We start from the raw sequence: 14,573 nt of genomic DNA, 5'->3' as shown, positions 1-14,573 counted from the left end.
GTCGCGTTCGTTTGCGCTGGTCATCTCGGTGTCGCCGGGCGGCGACCGACGACGCTGCCGCTTGACGCGCTCGGCGTCGGGCACCAGAGCGGATCCATGTTGGGTATTGGAACGCGACAATGGCTGGGTCGAACGTGGCAATGGCTGGGTCGAACGCGACAATGGGTGGGCGTCGGCCTCCTCGCGGCGCTCATCGTCCTCGGCACACAGCTCCTCAAGCGGCGCGCAGGAGCTGGAGCCCGCTCCGTAGCCACGGTGACGTATGCCTGGATTCAGCGGAGGGGACCTGATGGGCCGAACGTCAGCGTCGATCTCTATGCGCCGCCGCGCGCGAGCAAGCGCGGCCCGCTGGTCGTTCTCTTGCAGGGGAACGAGCCCTCGCAGCCCGACGAGCGGCTCGCCTTCGCTGCGAATGTCGGCGACTCCCTACAGCGAAACGGGGTCGCCGCCGCCGCCGTCTCGTTCAACATCCACGCCGGCTACACGCTGCGCGCGTGCGCGGCGGACGTCGCCCGGGTCTTGCAAGAGGTCACCAGCACGCGCAACCCGACGCGCGTGGTCCTCGTCGGTCGCGGCCTCGGCGCGTGGATGGCGTCCCTCCTTGCGCTCGATCGGCGGCTCCTCGAGGGGGCCGGCATGGATCCCAAGCGCGTCGATGGGGTCATCCTGTTGCGTGGCACCTACGACCTCGGCGAGGCGGCGCTCGAGGGGCACCCCGACGCGGCGTTCTTCGCGGCCTCGGTCGAAGATCGCAGGGAGTCCTCGCCCGTCACGTACGCCCGGTCCGATGCGCCGCCGTTCTTGATGCTGTTCGGCGCGGAGGACGACATCGGCTGGGCGCGCCTCGCTCGCCCCTTCGCGCGCGCACTCCAGAATGCGGGCGCGCCCGACATCGACTACTTCGTCGTCCCCAGGCGCGATGCACACAGCATCGTGCACTGGGGCGGAAGGGGAGACATGGTCGGCGATCTGGTGTTCCCCTTCGTCGCCTCGGGCCCCAGGGACCTCCCCATCGACAACCCCTTCGGCGTGCTCCGCCGCTGGGGTGCAAGGCCGCCCCTCGACATGTCGGAGCTCCGCAAGGATCCCCGGGCCATCACCACCTACCCGGTCGACGCCGCGCTGCGGGAGACGATAAGCGCGCTCTTCGGCAAGGGGGGGCTCGAGCGCTACCCCTTGCCCGGCAGGACGTATCAGGCCATCGATCTGCTCGCCTACCTGGCCGCGCGGCCGAAGTCCGAGGTGGGAGAAGGGGACTGGCTGGTGGTCTCGAATCTTCGGGGAGAGCAGCAGTACTTCCCGCGCGAGGCGCTGAAGAAGGCGCAGGCGGTCATCGTGGTCGGACTCGACGACGAGGACAATCTCTACCGCCTCGTCGACTTCTACCGGCTGAAGCGCGCCTACTCGTGGATCGAGGGCGAGGAGCCAATGCCAATGATGATCCGGCCGCTCGGCGCGTTCCTGCACTTCCGGACGCCGCTGCCCGCGGACCTGGGGAACAAGACCTACGCGGCCTTCGGGCTCGACGCGGCGAGCTTTCGCTGGGTAGAGAACGACCCGCTCGCGCCGTTCCGCTCCCTCTCCGGCGGGCTGCGCGAGGCGCTGATCGGCGAGCAAGGGTGCGTCAAGTGCCACAGCTTCCGTGGCATCGGCGCGCGGGCGCACCACGCGCTGGCGCTCGACGGCAAGCCGTACGGGGCGTACGCGCTGCCGCTCGAGGAGTATCCGAGCGACGTGCTGCGGCGCTTCTTGTTCGAGCAGGACGCGGTGGCAGCGGGCTTCGGGGTCATGCCGCTCCGGGTGGAGGAGACCGTCGCGGGGCAGCTCCTCGACATGGTGAACCACGAGAAGAACGAGAAAAAGTAGCGGCCCCAGACCTCATGGGTTTACCTGTTCGTGGAGCGCCGCCGCCCACTCCGCGTGCGCGCGCGCCGAGGGGTGCAGGCCGTCGCTGGCGAGCATCTTCGCCTCCGCCTGCGCGTGCATGAGCGGATAGAGGTCCACGTAGCGCACGCCGGCGGCCCCCGCCTCGTCGCGCAGGATGGTGTTGAAGGCGACGATGTCCGCGCCGATCTGCCGCGGATCTCCGAACGAGGCGGCGGCCGGAGAGAGCGACCAATCGGGCTGTGGGAGCGCCACGATCCGATCCGGCGCGACGCCAGCGTCGATGATCGCTCGGAGGAGCACCCGCACGCGCGAGCGGTAGACGTCCGCGCTCCAGCGACGCACGTAGTCGTTGGCGCCCACCGCGAGCGTCACGAACGTGGGGCGAAACGGCGCCACCTCCGGGATCTCCCGCTCTTGCACGTCTTCGGTTGTGTAGCCGTTGACCGCCACGTTCTTGAGGATCACCCGGCGGCCCTGCGCGCGCCAAAGGTCAGCGAGACGCGAGGGGAACGCGTCGGACGGCGGGTTCCCGGTCCCTGCCGTGAAGGAGTCGCCGAGCGCCAGATAGCGGATCTCCTGGAGCCCGCGCGTGGTCGCGACATCCTCGCTGGCACCGGTGGTCGCGCTCCGTGGATTGCTGCCGAGCAGAAGCAAGGCGAGGAGAACCCCGCCGAGCAGGAGCAAAACGGGCAGGAGAAGCGGGCGGAACGAGCGCATCAAGAAGGATAGCACCGCTTCATCACCGAGCTAGATATCCATTGAATCGCTCCTCGCGGGCTGATCACGTGGCCAGCCAAGGGGCATGGTGACGTGGACGATTCGTTGATCCACGGCGCGCCACGGCGCGCCATCCGTCCGGGCGTGGCTGCGACGCCGCCCGGGAGCTGCGAGGTATCCAAACAATCCGCCTCACGCCGCTCGCCGAGCTTCAGGCGCTCCCGAGGGACGGAAGCCCGTCATCCTGTGAGACGAACGATCGGAATGAGCATTGGATTGATGAACTGACGGGGATCCGACCTTCGGTCGACACACGCTCGCAGGGCGAGGCAGGGTAATCAGCGCAAGGTGATGGGAAGGACGTGCCCATCGGGTGCGCTCCCGGGCATATCTTTTCACGGCGCGATCGTGCATCATCGAGCGATGGTGCCCTGCGGATGCGCCGCGATCCCGCGGCGGGGTTGGACGGAGGACGTGAGCACATGACGACTCCCCTCCGCCCCGAGGAAGCGCTCGCGAGCCTGCGCCGCGCGGGCCTCGCGACACAGATCGACGCCGCGGCCTTCGCGGCGGCGTGCGACCAGGAGCGAGGCGGCGCGCCGCTCGACGCCGAGATCGCGCTCTCGGCGCTGGCCTCGGTCTACGGCGTGCGCGGTCCCTCGGAGGCGAGCGCCGTGGACCGCGCGTTCGTGGTGGACGAGCACGCCGCGGCCGACCCGGCCGTCCTCGGGGCCGCGTGGCTCGCGCTCGAGCGGTGGCTGGAGCACCCGATCCCCGTCTCGGTGGCGACGGACCTCGACGAGCTCGTCTCGTATGCGGGCGACGTGTGCTTTCTTCGCCGGCACGCCAGCGCCGCGGGCGAGGCGCCGTATCTGTTCTCGATCGACCGGTGGCGTACGGGGGATGACACGCCTTACTCGCTTTACGTGCTGCGGCGCGACGGCGCGCCGCTGTACGCGCTCGGCGTGCCGGTCCAGCTCCACGTGCACCCGGACACGGAGGCCGCGGCTGCCGGCGTCTTCCGCACGGACGGCCTCACGCCGAGCTACCGCGAGCACGCGGCGAGGTGCGCTGCTTGCCGGGATGCGCTCCGGAGCGCGGCGGATCGGGGCGTGCTGCCCGACGTGTTCCGACCGCTCCTTGGGTAGGGTACGGTCCGGTGGCCTGGTAACGGTTCAGACCGGCAGCCCACGAGCGCGGCGCGTACAGACCCGCATTGGTCCATCTCGTGGCCGGCCCCGGAGACGGGTGCATCCATCGATTGCTGGAGGCGGCCTCAGCAGATGCGCGGGAGCTGCTCGCCGGAGAGCAGGTCGAGCGTGCGCCGGGTCCCGAGCCGGGTCCTCAGGACGACGCTCCCTTTCCCCTCGCCGGCGATCCGACCGATGCGCGCGGCCCCCCGGCCAAGGGGGTGGTCGCGCAGGCTCGCCAGGGCGCGCTCCGTCTGGGCTTCCGGCAGGAACGCGACGAGCCGACCCTCGCACGCAACGTACAGCGGGTCGAGCCCGAGGAGCTCGCACGCCCCGAGGACCGCAGGTTCCATGGGGATCTGCGCTTCCTCCACCTCGACGTGGACGCCCGCGTCGAGCGCGATCTCGTTCAATACGGCCGCGAGCCCGCCGCGGGTCGGATCCCGCAGGCAGTGGACGTCGATCCCCGACGAGATCAGCGCCGCCGCGAGCTCGGCGACAGGCGCGCAGTCGCTCTCCACGGGCTCCTCGAACGCCAGCGCCTCACGCACGGACAGCACCGCGATCCCGTGCCGCCCCACGTCGCCGGACACGAGCACGGCATCACCCGGCCGGACCCGGCGCGGCGCGATGGCCACGCCCTCGGGCACCAGGCCGATGCCGGCGGTGTTGATGAACAGCCCATCTCCCTTGCCCCGGTCGACCACCTTGGTGTCACCCGTCACGAACTCGACCCCGCACGCGTCCGCAGCGGCGCGCATCGACAGCGCGATCTGCTGGAGCTCGCCGATGGGCAGCCCCTCCTCCACGATGAAGCCGGCGCTCAGGTAAGCGGGCCGGGCGCCCGTCATGGCCAGGTCGTTCACCGTGCCGTAGACGGACAGCTTGCCGATGTCTCCTCCGGGGAAGAAGCGCGGATGCACGACATAGGTGTCCGTGGTGAACGCGAGGGACGCGCCGCCGAGCCGAACCACGGCGCCGTCATGACGGGCCGAGAGCGCAGCGCTGTCGAACGCGGGCAGGAAGACGTGCTCGATGAGCTCACGCATGAGCCGCCCGCCGCCGCCGTGAGCGAGCTGGACCGTCCTCTGGCGCAGCGGCGCGGGGCAGCTCATCCCGAACCGCGCGGTGGGTCCGCCCTCCGGTAACGGTAGTAGGCCGCGCACGCGCCTTCCGAGGAGACCATCGTGGCGCCCAGCGGGGTCTCCGGCGTGCAGCGCACACCGAACGCGGGGCAGTCCGGCGGCTTGATCACCCCCTGGAGCACGAGGCCGCTCTTGCAGTCGGTCGACGCTCGGGGCTCCGGGTCGCCTGACGGCGCCCTGCGCTCCGATGCCCGGGGCTCCAGGTCGCCCGCCGGCGCCCACCGCCGCTCTGCATCGTGGTCCGCGTACGGCGCCCGGAGCCCGAGCCCGCTCCGGGCGATCGGCCCGATGCCTCGCCAGGTCCGGGGCACGATCTCGAAGACCTCCCGGAGCATGCGCTGCGCGGCCTCGTTGCCGGCCTCGCGCACCGAGCGGGCATACTGGTTCTCCACGTCGGCGCGGCCCTCCTCGAGCTGCCGGACGCACATGAAAATGCCCTGGAGGATGTCCAACGGCTCGAAGCCCGTGACCACGATGGGGACGCGGTGCTCGGCGGCGAGCGGACGGTAGGCGTCGATGCCCATCACCGTGCACACGTGGCCCGCGGCGAGGAACCCGTCGACGCGCCGATCCGGCGCCCGGAGGATCACCTCCATCGCGGGCGGGACGAGCACGTGCGACACGAGGAGGGAGAAGTTCCGGATGCCGCGGCGCCGCGCCTCGAACACCGCCATGGCGTTCGCGGGCGCCGTGGTCTCGAAGCCGACCGCGAAGAAGACGACCTCGCGATCCGGCAGGCGCTCGGCGAGCGCGAGCGCGTCGAGCGGCGAGTAGACGACGCGCACGTCACCGCCCCTCGACTTGACCGCGAACAGGTCGTCGCTGGAGCCGGGGACGCGCAGCATGTCGCCGAACGAGCAGAACGTGACCTCGCGGCGCGAGGCGATCTCGAGCGCGCGATCGATGAGCTCGACCGGCGTGACGCACACCGGGCAGCCAGGGCCGTGCAGGAGCGAGATCTCCGGCGGCAGGAGCTCGTCCAGGCCGAAGCGGACGATGGCGTGCGTCTGACCGCCGCAGACCTCCATGATCGACCAGGGACGAGAGACCACCCGCCGGATCGCCTCCACGTACGGCCCGACGCGCCGCGCGTCGCGGTACTCGTCGATGAACCTCATCGCGGCTCCTCCCCCTCGCGCGCCGCGCCGAGCTCGTCGAGGTAGGAGAGCGTCCGTCGCGCCGACGCCTCGTCGATGCGGCTGATCGCGAAGCCCGCGTGCACGATCACGTAATCGCCGGCCTCCGCCTCGGGCACGTAAGCGAGGCAGATCTCCTTGACGATCCCGCCGAAGGCGACGCGGCCGAGCCGGAGGTCGCCCCCCATGACGCCGAGGATCTTGCCGGGGACGCCGAGGCACATCGTCACATCTCCACCACGTCCGATTCCACGTCCGATTCCGCGTCTGTGCCGCGCCGCGCGGCCACGAGGACCTGGCCGAGCGACAGGCCGCCGTCGCCCGGCGGGTAGAGCCTCGGCGTGAAGACCTCGACACCCCGCGCCGCGAGGCGCTCGCGGATCGACGCGGCGAGGAGCGCGTTCTGGAAGCACCCGCCCGCGAGCACGACGCGCCCGAGGCCGCTCGCGGCGGCGAGCGCCTCGGCGACGTCCGCGAGCGCCGCGTGAAAGCGGGCCGCGATGACGCCCGGCGGCACACCGTCACGCCGATCGCCAAGCACCGCATCGAGCAGCGGTCCGAAGTCGATCACCGCCGGCATCCCCGCCGCGCTTGCGCGCAGCGGCAGCGGATAGCCCGCCTGCTCGCCGGCCGCCTCGGCCAGGCACTCCAGCTCCATGGCGGCCTGCCCCTCGAAGCTCGCCGCCCCGCGCAGGCCCGCGAGCGCCGCCACCCCGTCGAACAGGCGCCCCACGCTCGTCGTGCGCGGCGAGCCCGTCCCGCGCGCGAGCATGGAGAGCAGCGGGCCGAGCTCGGCGTCGCGGAACCAGGCGCGGGCGTGGTCGCGGGCGCCCTCGCCGAGGAGCTCCCAGAGCAGCCCGAGCGCGGAGCGGCGCGGCTCCCTCATGGCGTGCTCGCCGCCCGGCAGCGGGAAGGAGCGCAGGTGCGCCGCGCGGCGGAACGACGCCCCGTCCACGACCAGCGCCTCGCCGCCCCAGAGGGCGCCGTCGAGCCCGTAGCCGGCTCCGTCCCACGCGAGGCCGAGGACAGGTCCGTCGAGGCCGTGCTCGGCCACGCAGGCGGCGACGTGCGCGTGGTGGTGCTGCACCCGGACGAGCGGCGCGCGGAAGGCCGCCGCGAGCTGCTCGGCGATGCGGCTTCCCGCGTAGTCGGGGTGGAGATCGCAGGCGATGCGCTCCGGCCGCACCCGGAACAGGCGCGTGAGGTCGAGGGCCGTGCGCTCGATGAGCGCGGCGCCCTCCGCGGTGTGCGCGTCGCCGAGGTGCTGGCTGACGACCACCTGGCCGTCGAAGAAGAGCGCCGTCGTGCTCTTCAGGTGGCCGCCGAGGGCGAGGATCGGCGGGGCGTCGACCCGCAGCGGCAGAGGCAGCGGGGTGAAGCCGCGCGCGCGGCGGAGGAGCTCGACGCCAGCATGCCCGACGCGGGCCACGGAGTCGTCGAGGGGGCGCACGATCGGCCGGTCGTGCACGAGGAACAGGTCGGCGATGCCGCTCAGGCGCTCCAGCGCGTCCGACGCGTCGGTGCAGATGGGCTCGTCCGAGAGGTTGCCGCTCGTGCAGACCACGGGGCGACCGACGAGCTCCAGCACCAGCCGGTGGAGCGGGGTGTAGGGGAGCAGCGCGCCCAGGCGCGGCGTGCCCGGCGCGACCGCGTCGGCGATGGCGACCCGCGCGGCGGCGGGCGAGAGCCGCCGCAGCAGCACGATCGGCGCCTCGGGACCGCGCAGCGCGTCCGCTTCGGCGGCAGACACGCGGCAGGCGCCGCGCACGGCGTCGAGCGAGCCGAACATCACCGCGAACGGCTTGGCGTCACGGCGCTTCCGCCGGCGCAGGAGCGCGACCGCGTCCGGCGACGTCGCGTCGACCAGCAGATGGAACCCACCGAGCCCCTTCACGGCGACCACCTTCCCCGCCAGCACCGCGGCCGCGGCCTCGCGGAGCGCGCCGTCTGGCGACCCGGAGCTCCGAATGCCGGGATCCATCGGGTCTCCGGCTGCGGCGACGAGCTGGACGCGCGGGCCGCACGCGGGGCAGGCGATGGGCTCCGCGTGGAAGCGCCGGTCCGAGGGGTCCGCGTACTCCGCGGCGCACGCGGGGCACATCGGGAAGCGATCCATCGTGGTCCTGGCCCGGTCGTACGGGAGGCCCGAGAGGATCGTGTAGCGGGGACCGCACCGCGCGCAGCTCGTGAAGGGGTAGCGGCGGCGGCGGCCGGTCTCGCTGTCCACCTCGCGGGCGCACTCCTCGCAGACGGCGAGATCCGCAGGCACCGACGGGCGCGCACCGCTCCCGGCCTCGCTGCCGAGGATCTGGAACGGGCCGCCGTCCTGTTCGGCCCGCCGCTCGATCTCGATGCGCTCGACGCGCGCGGGCGCGCTGGGCTCGCGGGTCAGGCCCGCGACGAAGGCGTGCAGGCTGCGCTCCGGCCCCTGCACCTCGATCTCGACCTCGCCGGGGCGGTTCCGCACCCAGCCGCCCAGGCCGAGCGCGGACGCTCGCCGGTACACGAACGGCCGGAAGCCCACCCCCTGGACGATGCCGTACACACGGAGCCCGAGGCGCGGCACGGCTACTCCACCTCCATGGCATCCAGGCCGAGCCCCAGGCGCCCGAGGAGCGTCGCCTGGTCGCCGCCGCAGCGCGGGCAAAGCACCACGTGATGGTCGGGCGCGTACGTGCCGCCGCAGGAGAGGCAGCGCGCCTCGACGCGGTGGAGCCGCAGATCGAGGCGCGCCCCCTCGGCCGGCGTGCCGCGCGCGTGCGCCGCGAAGTGGAGCGAGAGGCTCTCCGGCGAGAGCGCCTCGGCCTCGGCCACCCAGCCGCGCACCGAGACGACCCGCGTCGCCCCCTCGGCCGCGGCGCGGTCCAGGGCGGCGGAGAGCAGCTGTCGAGCGATGGACGACTCGTGCACGGGCTCACCCTCCGAGGAACGACAGGACGCGGGCGACAGCCCGGGGGACCGCCGCGGCCACGTCGGGCGACAGGCCGGGCTCGTCCAACGCTCGGGGCTCCGGGTCGCCTGACGGCGCCCTGCGCCCCGAACCCCGGTCCAACGCTCGGGGCTCCGGGTCGCCTGACGGCGCCCTGCGCCCCGAACCCCGGTCCAACGCTCGGGGCTCCGGGTCGCCTGACGGCGCCCTGCGCCCCGAACCCCGGTCCAACGCTCGGGGCTCCGGGTCGCCTGACGGCGCCCTGCGCCCCGAACCCCGGTCCAACGCTCGGGGCTCCGGGTCGCCTGACGGCGCCCTGCGCCCCGAACCCCGCTGATGAGGCATCATGCCGATGCTCACGCCGACGATGCGGATGTCGGGTGAGAGCCGATCCGGCGCCGTGATGCGAGCGAGCTCGATGGCCTGCCCGACGCCCAGGCCGTGCGTCGAGACCGGGACAGGCGCACCGTCGGCGAGGTCCGAGGGCGAGAGATCGAGCACCTCACCGGGCGGTGACGCGAGCACGGCGTCGACGACCACGACCGTCGCGGGCGTCTGGAGGAGCGAGACGAGCGCGGTCGCGTCCCTCGCCTCGACGACCTCCGCGCCGCCCGGCAGACCCCGGCGGCGCAGCGCCTCGAGCACGGCGAGCCCGGCAGCGTCGTTTCCGGCTGCGCGTTGCCCGAGGCCGATGATCCGCGTGGTCATCGGGGCGCCTCCTCGACGCGCAGGGTGAGGAAGTGCGTCGCGCAGGAGATGCAGGGGTCGTGGTTGCGCACGGCCTGCTCGGCGCGCGCGGTCGCCTCGCGGACCGGCAGCGACGCCAAGGACGGCGACAGCGCGCAGAGGTCCTCCTCGATCGAGAGCTGGTTCTGCGACGTGGGCGGGACGATCTTGGCGTCCAGGATCGTCCCCTCGGCGTCGAGCGTGTAGCGGTGGTACAGGAAGCCGCGCGGCGCCTCGGAGCCGCCGTAGCCCGTGCCCGCGCGGAGCGCGCGAGGCGCGACGAACGGCGCCGGCGGGAGCGCGTACGCCTCGATGATCCGGATCGACTCCTCGAACGCCTGAAGGATCTCCACGAGGCGCACAAGCAGGCTCCGCAACGGGTTGCGGCACGGGATGGCGAGGCCGGCGGCGCGCGCCGCGTCCTGGACCTCGGGGAGCAGGCGATCGAAGCTCAGGTTGAAGCGCGCGAGCGGGCCGCACAGGTAACTGCCGCTGCCGTGTTCGGACGCTCGGGGCTCCGGGTCGCCTGCCGGCGCCCTGCGCCCCGAACCCCGGATCCTCGATCTCAGCGCGGTCGACCAGGAGACGTGCTCCTCGACGAAATGGACGTCGTAGTCGCGCACCTCGATATCGAGCCCGCCCGAGGAGACGAGGCGCCCCTCGGCGATCGCGTACACGTCGTCGCTGCGGAGCGCGACGAACTCGTAGGGCCGCTCGAGTTCCGGGCACGGCAGCGTCGCCATCCAGGAGAGGCACGCGCGCGTGCGCTCGCTCCCGGCGCGCAGCTCGGGGAGCAGGCCCTCGAGGTCCGCGCGGGACGGCGCGCTGTAGAAGCCGCCGACGCGGGTGTTGACCGGGTGGATCTCGCGGCCACCGAGGAGCGCGACGACGGCGTTCCCCGCCTTCTTGATGGCGAGCCCCTTCGCGACCCAGTCGCGGTGGTCGCGCGCCATGGCGACGGCGTCCGGGTAGCCGAGGAAGTCGGGCGCGTGCAGCAGGAAGACGTGCAGGGCGTGGCTCTCGATCCACTCGCCGCAGTAGAGGAGGCGCCTCAGCGCGCGGAGCTCCGGGCCGAGCTCGATGCCGAGCGCGTCCTCCATCGCGCGGCACGCGCTCGTGATGTACGCGACCGGGCAGATGCCGCAGATGCGGGACGTGATGTCGGGCGCCTCCGCGAAGCCCCGGCCGCGGAGGAACGCCTCGAAGAACCGCGGGGGCTCGAAGATCGACAGGCGCGCCTCCTTCGCTCGCCCGTCCTCGATCACGAGCGTCAGCGAGCCCTCGCCCTCGACGCGGGCCAGGTAGTCGACCGCGATGGTGCGGGGTTCGGGGCGCAGGGCGCCGTCAGGCGACCCGGAGCTCCGAGCGTTGTCCCGACTCTCAGCGCTCATGCCGCTCGCTCTCCGCGCGGAACGCCGGGGCGTTCGCGTTGAAGGTGCGGTGGAGCCGCACGAGGTCGCGCTCCGGCACGCCCGCCGCCCGGAACGCGCGCGAGAGCGACTCCATGTTCGGCGCCTCCATGGGCCCGAAGCAGCCATAGCAGCCGCGCTGGTAGGTCGGGCAGAGCGCGCCGCAGCCCGCGTGCGTCACCGGGCCGAGGCACGGCGTCCCGGTCACCATCACGCACACGTTGCCGCGGCTCTTGCACTCGACGCAGACGCTGTGGCTCGCGACATTGGGCCGGCGCCCGTGGAGAAAGGCGCTGATCACCTCCAGGAGCTGGCGCTTGTTCACCGGGCAGCCGCGCAGCTCGAAGTCGACGGGGACGTGGTCGGCTATCGCCGTGGAGGTGGCGAGGGTCTCGATGTACGCGGGCGAGGCGTACACGACCGACAGAAACTCACGTACATTCGCGAAGTTGCGCAGCGCCTGGATGCCCCCGGCCGTGGCGCAGGCGCCGATCGTGACGAGCGCCTTCGACCGCCGCCGGACCTCGCGGATCCGCTCGGCGTCGGCGGGCGTCGTGATCGACCCCTCGACCAGCGACAGGTCGAACGGCCCCGCGCGCTCGAGGCTCGTGGCCTCCTTGAAGTAGGCGATGTCGATCGCGGCGGCGAGCGCCAGGAGCTCGTCCTCGAGGTCGAGGACGCTGAGCTGACAGCCGTCGCACGAGGCGAACTTCCACACGGCGAGCTTCGGCTTCGCGCGGCGCGCCATGGCGCTCACAGGTCCCGGACCGCGAGCAGCGGCCCCACGCGGTCGTAGCGGAGCACGGGGCCGTCCTTGCAGACGAAGCTCGGCCCGAGCTGGCAGCGGCCGCAGATCCCCACCGCGCACTTCATGTTCCGCTCCAGCGAGGCGTGGACGCGCTCGCGGGGGACGCCGCGGCGCTCGAGCTCGCGCGCCGTGAAGCGCATCATCACCTCCGGCCCGCAGACGAACGCGATCGCGCGGCCCGGCTCGAAGTCGGCGAGGCGCAGGAGGGCCGGCACGACCCCGACGTGCCCGCGCCACCCGGGGCCTGCGCGGTCCACGGTCACGAGCACCTGCAGGTCGGCGCGACGGCTCCAGCGATCGAGCTCCCTGCGGTAGAGCAGGTCCTCGGGCCCGCGGGCGCCGTAGAGCAGCGCGACGCGGCCATAGGCGGCCCGGTGCCGGAGGATGTGGCAGAGCGCCGGCCGCAGCGGCGCCATCCCGAGCCCGCCGGCGAGGAGCAGCACGTCCGCGCCGCGCGCCTCGTCGACGGGCCACGGATTGCCGAACGGGCCGCGCAGCCCGAGCGCCATGCCCGAGCGGAGGCGCCCGAGCGCGCGCGTGACCGGGCCGACCTCGCGGATCGTGTGCAGGAGCCGATCGGGCCGCGCGGGATCCCCGCTGATCGAGATCGCGACCTCGCCGACCCCGAACGCGTAGAGCATGTTGAACTGGCCGGGCGCGAAGGCGAGGCCGCCCGGGCGGCCCGGCAGGTCGATCGTCGCCGTGAACGTCGCCGCTGTCTCGCGGTGGACGCGCCGCACGCGCGCCGGCTCCGGCGCCCAGGGGCTTGGCATCGCGGCGTCCGGCGCGAAGGGCAGCGGGGCGTCCCGCGGCACGAAGGTCATGGCTCGGCCCTGTAGACGTCGAGCCGCTGCAGCCGCACGCGCTCCAGCCGCGCGTAGAGCTGCCGCAGGAGGCGCAGGGACACGGCGTACCCGAGCGCGGGATCGGCGTCCGAGCACGCCCGCAGGTGCCCGGCGTCGAGCCCGATCGAGCGGACCGGCGTGACCGCGCGCGCGTCGAGCACCCATCGCCGCGGCGGGAAGAGCCAGTGCAGGCCCAGGATGTCCCCGCCCGCCAGGCTCTCGACCTGCACCGGGTCGCGACCGGGGCGGTGGATCTCGAGCGTCACGCGCCCCTGCGCGAGCAGGTAGAGCGCATCCGCCTCGCCTCCCTCCCGGAGGAGGAACGCCCCCTCCGGGAAGCTCCGCGCAAACGCGCCCTCGGCCAGGCGCGCGAGGTGCGCGGCCGGGAGCCCGTCCAGGAACGGGTGGGCTCCGAGAAGGGGCAGGAGCTCCTCCGCCTTCATCGGCGCCTACCCCTTCCCGGCGACGGCGCCGTCTCCGGCCCGGATGGCGGCCGCCTCTTCGGTGATGTCGATCCCGACGGGGCACCACGTGATGCACCGGCCGCAGCCGACGCAGCCGGACGTGCCGAACTGATCGATCCACGTGGCCAGCTTGTGCGTGAGCCATTGCCTGTAGCGGGCCCGGAGCGAGGCGCGGACGCTGCCGCCGTGCAGGTACGAGTGGTCGAGCGAGAAGCACGAGTCCCAGCGCCGGAAGCGCTCGGCCACGGCGGAGGGACCCGCGGACGCGGAGTCCCGACCCATGTGGACGGAGGGACCCGCGGACGCGGAGTCCCGACCCATGTGGACGGAGGGACCCGCGGACGCGGAGTCCCGACCCATGTGGACGGAGGGACCCGCGGACGCGGAGTCCCGACCCGTGTTGACGACGTCCTGACCCGCGTCGACCGGGAGGTCCGTCGCGTCCTCGATCGTGCTGCAGAAGCACGTCGGGCACGCGAGCGTGCAGTTCGTGCATCCGAGGCAGCGCTCGGCCACGTCATCCCAGCGGGGGTGCTCGAGGTTTCGATAGAAGAGCTCCTTGATGCCGTCTGTATCGAGCTTCCTGCCCATCTGGGTCGCCGTGCACCGCGAGACCTCGAAGGCTGCGCGGGCGTCGTCCTCGCCCGCTCTGGAAGCGCCGGCGCGAGCGAGCAGGGAAGCGCCGGCGTCGCTGCCCACCTCGACGAAGAAACGGTGGCCATCGTCGAGGAGCTCGGTCAGCGCGAGGTCGAAGCCACGCTCGGTGCGCGGCCCGGTACGCATCGACACGCAGAAGCACGTCCCGCCGGCCTGTCCGCACTGCACCGCGATGACGAAGAGGCTCCCGCGGCGCGCCACATAGTCGGGATCCGGATGCGGGCTGTCGATGAAGACGCGGTCCTGCACGTCGATCGCGGCGAGATCACACGCCCGCGCGCCGAGGACGGCGAGGCGCGGAGGGGCCTCGGCCTCGTCGGTCCGCGAGATGGATCCGCCTCGCCGCCTGAGCTGCACCAGGCGAAGCCGGGGGACGAACAGGAGGTGCTTGAGCGACCGCGGCCCGACCGCGTAGCCGAACAGCGCCTCGTCCGCGCGCCTGGCGAGCCGGTAGCGGCCGGCCTCCTGCTGCTCGGTCCAGCCGGCGGGGAGCTCCTCCGCGCCCTGGATTTCGTCGTACACGATGGCCCCGCCGCGGAGCGTGGGACCGATGAGCCGGTACCCGTCCTCGCGCAGTCCCTGGAGGAGCGCGGCGATCCCCGGCCGGCCGAGGACGGCGCGATCGCCAGGATGAAAGCCGGTCTCTGCGCCGCTCATGCG

General features: G+C 73.0%; 14 protein-coding genes. 2 read left to right on the top strand and 12 right to left on the bottom strand.

The features are described from left to right. Positions 1-165 precede the first annotated feature (165 nt). Positions 166-1,866, top strand: coding sequence for a S9 family peptidase (locus tag WMF34_RS23695; protein WP_044965569.1), 1,701 nt, complete (start codon positions 166-168; stop codon positions 1,864-1,866). A 12-nt stretch (positions 1,867-1,878) separates the two neighbouring features. Here WMF34_RS23695 and WMF34_RS23690 read toward each other — a convergent pair whose 3' ends face one another. Next, the gene (locus tag WMF34_RS23690; protein WP_162144009.1) at positions 1,879-2,619 is read right to left on the bottom strand and encodes an SGNH/GDSL hydrolase family protein; all 741 of its coding nucleotides are present in this window, start codon (positions 2,617-2,619) and stop codon (positions 1,879-1,881) included. A gap of 467 nt (positions 2,620-3,086) precedes the next feature. Here WMF34_RS23690 and WMF34_RS23685 point away from each other — a divergent pair, with 467 nt between their 5' ends. Further along, positions 3,087-3,752 carry a hypothetical protein gene (locus WMF34_RS23685; protein WP_012237214.1) on the top strand — a complete coding sequence of 222 codons (666 nt, stop codon included), beginning with the start codon at positions 3,087-3,089 and terminating at the stop codon, positions 3,750-3,752. A 128-nt stretch (positions 3,753-3,880) separates the two neighbouring features. Here WMF34_RS23685 and hypE read toward each other — a convergent pair whose 3' ends face one another. The 11 genes from hypE to WMF34_RS23630 are packed head-to-tail and all read right to left on the bottom strand — an operon-like array spanning position 3,881 to position 14,570. After that, positions 3,881-4,909: a hydrogenase expression/formation protein HypE gene (gene hypE / locus WMF34_RS23680; protein ID WP_044965566.1), complete on the bottom strand. Its 1,029-nt coding sequence runs from the start codon at positions 4,907-4,909 to the stop codon at positions 3,881-3,883. Further along, the gene (hypD, locus tag WMF34_RS23675; RefSeq protein WP_437989198.1) at positions 4,906-6,057 is read right to left on the bottom strand and encodes a hydrogenase formation protein HypD; all 1,152 of its coding nucleotides are present in this window, start codon (positions 6,055-6,057) and stop codon (positions 4,906-4,908) included. The genes hypE and hypD overlap by 4 nt, the downstream gene beginning before the upstream one ends. After that, positions 6,054-6,299 carry a HypC/HybG/HupF family hydrogenase formation chaperone gene (locus tag WMF34_RS23670; RefSeq protein ID WP_012237211.1) on the bottom strand — a complete coding sequence of 82 codons (246 nt, stop codon included), beginning with the start codon at positions 6,297-6,299 and terminating at the stop codon, positions 6,054-6,056. The genes hypD and WMF34_RS23670 overlap by 4 nt, the downstream gene beginning before the upstream one ends. 2 nt (positions 6,300-6,301) lie before the next feature. Beyond that, complete coding sequence (gene hypF / locus WMF34_RS23665) at positions 6,302-8,641, bottom strand: carbamoyltransferase HypF (protein ID WP_437989197.1); 2,340 nt, start codon at positions 8,639-8,641, stop codon at positions 6,302-6,304. A 2-nt stretch (positions 8,642-8,643) separates the two neighbouring features. Further along, the gene (locus WMF34_RS23660) at positions 8,644-8,985 is read right to left on the bottom strand and encodes a hydrogenase maturation nickel metallochaperone HypA (RefSeq protein WP_437989196.1); all 342 of its coding nucleotides are present in this window, start codon (positions 8,983-8,985) and stop codon (positions 8,644-8,646) included. A 4-nt stretch (positions 8,986-8,989) separates the two neighbouring features. After that, positions 8,990-9,712: a hydrogenase maturation protease gene (locus WMF34_RS23655; RefSeq protein WP_437989195.1), complete on the bottom strand. Its 723-nt coding sequence runs from the start codon at positions 9,710-9,712 to the stop codon at positions 8,990-8,992. After that, complete coding sequence (locus WMF34_RS23650; RefSeq protein WP_012237207.1) at positions 9,709-11,121, bottom strand: Ni/Fe hydrogenase subunit alpha; 1,413 nt, start codon at positions 11,119-11,121, stop codon at positions 9,709-9,711. The genes WMF34_RS23655 and WMF34_RS23650 overlap by 4 nt, the downstream gene beginning before the upstream one ends. Next, positions 11,111-11,887, bottom strand: a complete 777-nt coding sequence (locus tag WMF34_RS23645; RefSeq protein ID WP_012237206.1) for an oxidoreductase — start codon at positions 11,885-11,887, stop codon at positions 11,111-11,113. The genes WMF34_RS23650 and WMF34_RS23645 overlap by 11 nt, the downstream gene beginning before the upstream one ends. A 5-nt stretch (positions 11,888-11,892) precedes the next feature. Continuing rightward, positions 11,893-12,771 carry an FAD/NAD(P)-binding protein gene (locus WMF34_RS23640; RefSeq protein ID WP_080598971.1) on the bottom strand — a complete coding sequence of 293 codons (879 nt, stop codon included), beginning with the start codon at positions 12,769-12,771 and terminating at the stop codon, positions 11,893-11,895. Next, the gene (locus tag WMF34_RS23635) at positions 12,768-13,235 is read right to left on the bottom strand and encodes a cyclic nucleotide-binding domain-containing protein (protein WP_012237204.1); all 468 of its coding nucleotides are present in this window, start codon (positions 13,233-13,235) and stop codon (positions 12,768-12,770) included. Before WMF34_RS23635 ends, WMF34_RS23640 begins: the two co-directional genes overlap by 4 nt. A 6-nt stretch (positions 13,236-13,241) precedes the next feature. Next, on the bottom strand, positions 13,242-14,570 hold the full coding sequence (locus WMF34_RS23630; RefSeq protein WP_012237203.1) for a 4Fe-4S dicluster domain-containing protein: 1,329 nt from the start codon (positions 14,568-14,570) through the stop codon (positions 13,242-13,244). Positions 14,571-14,573 lie beyond the last annotated feature (3 nt).

Origin of the sequence: Sorangium sp. So ce145 (genome assembly GCF_051525985.1) — a bacterium.
GTDB classification, from domain to species: domain Bacteria; phylum Myxococcota_A; class Polyangia; order Polyangiales; family Polyangiaceae; genus Sorangium; species Sorangium cellulosum_B.
This window is presented reverse-complemented; position numbering and strand designations above follow the sequence as displayed.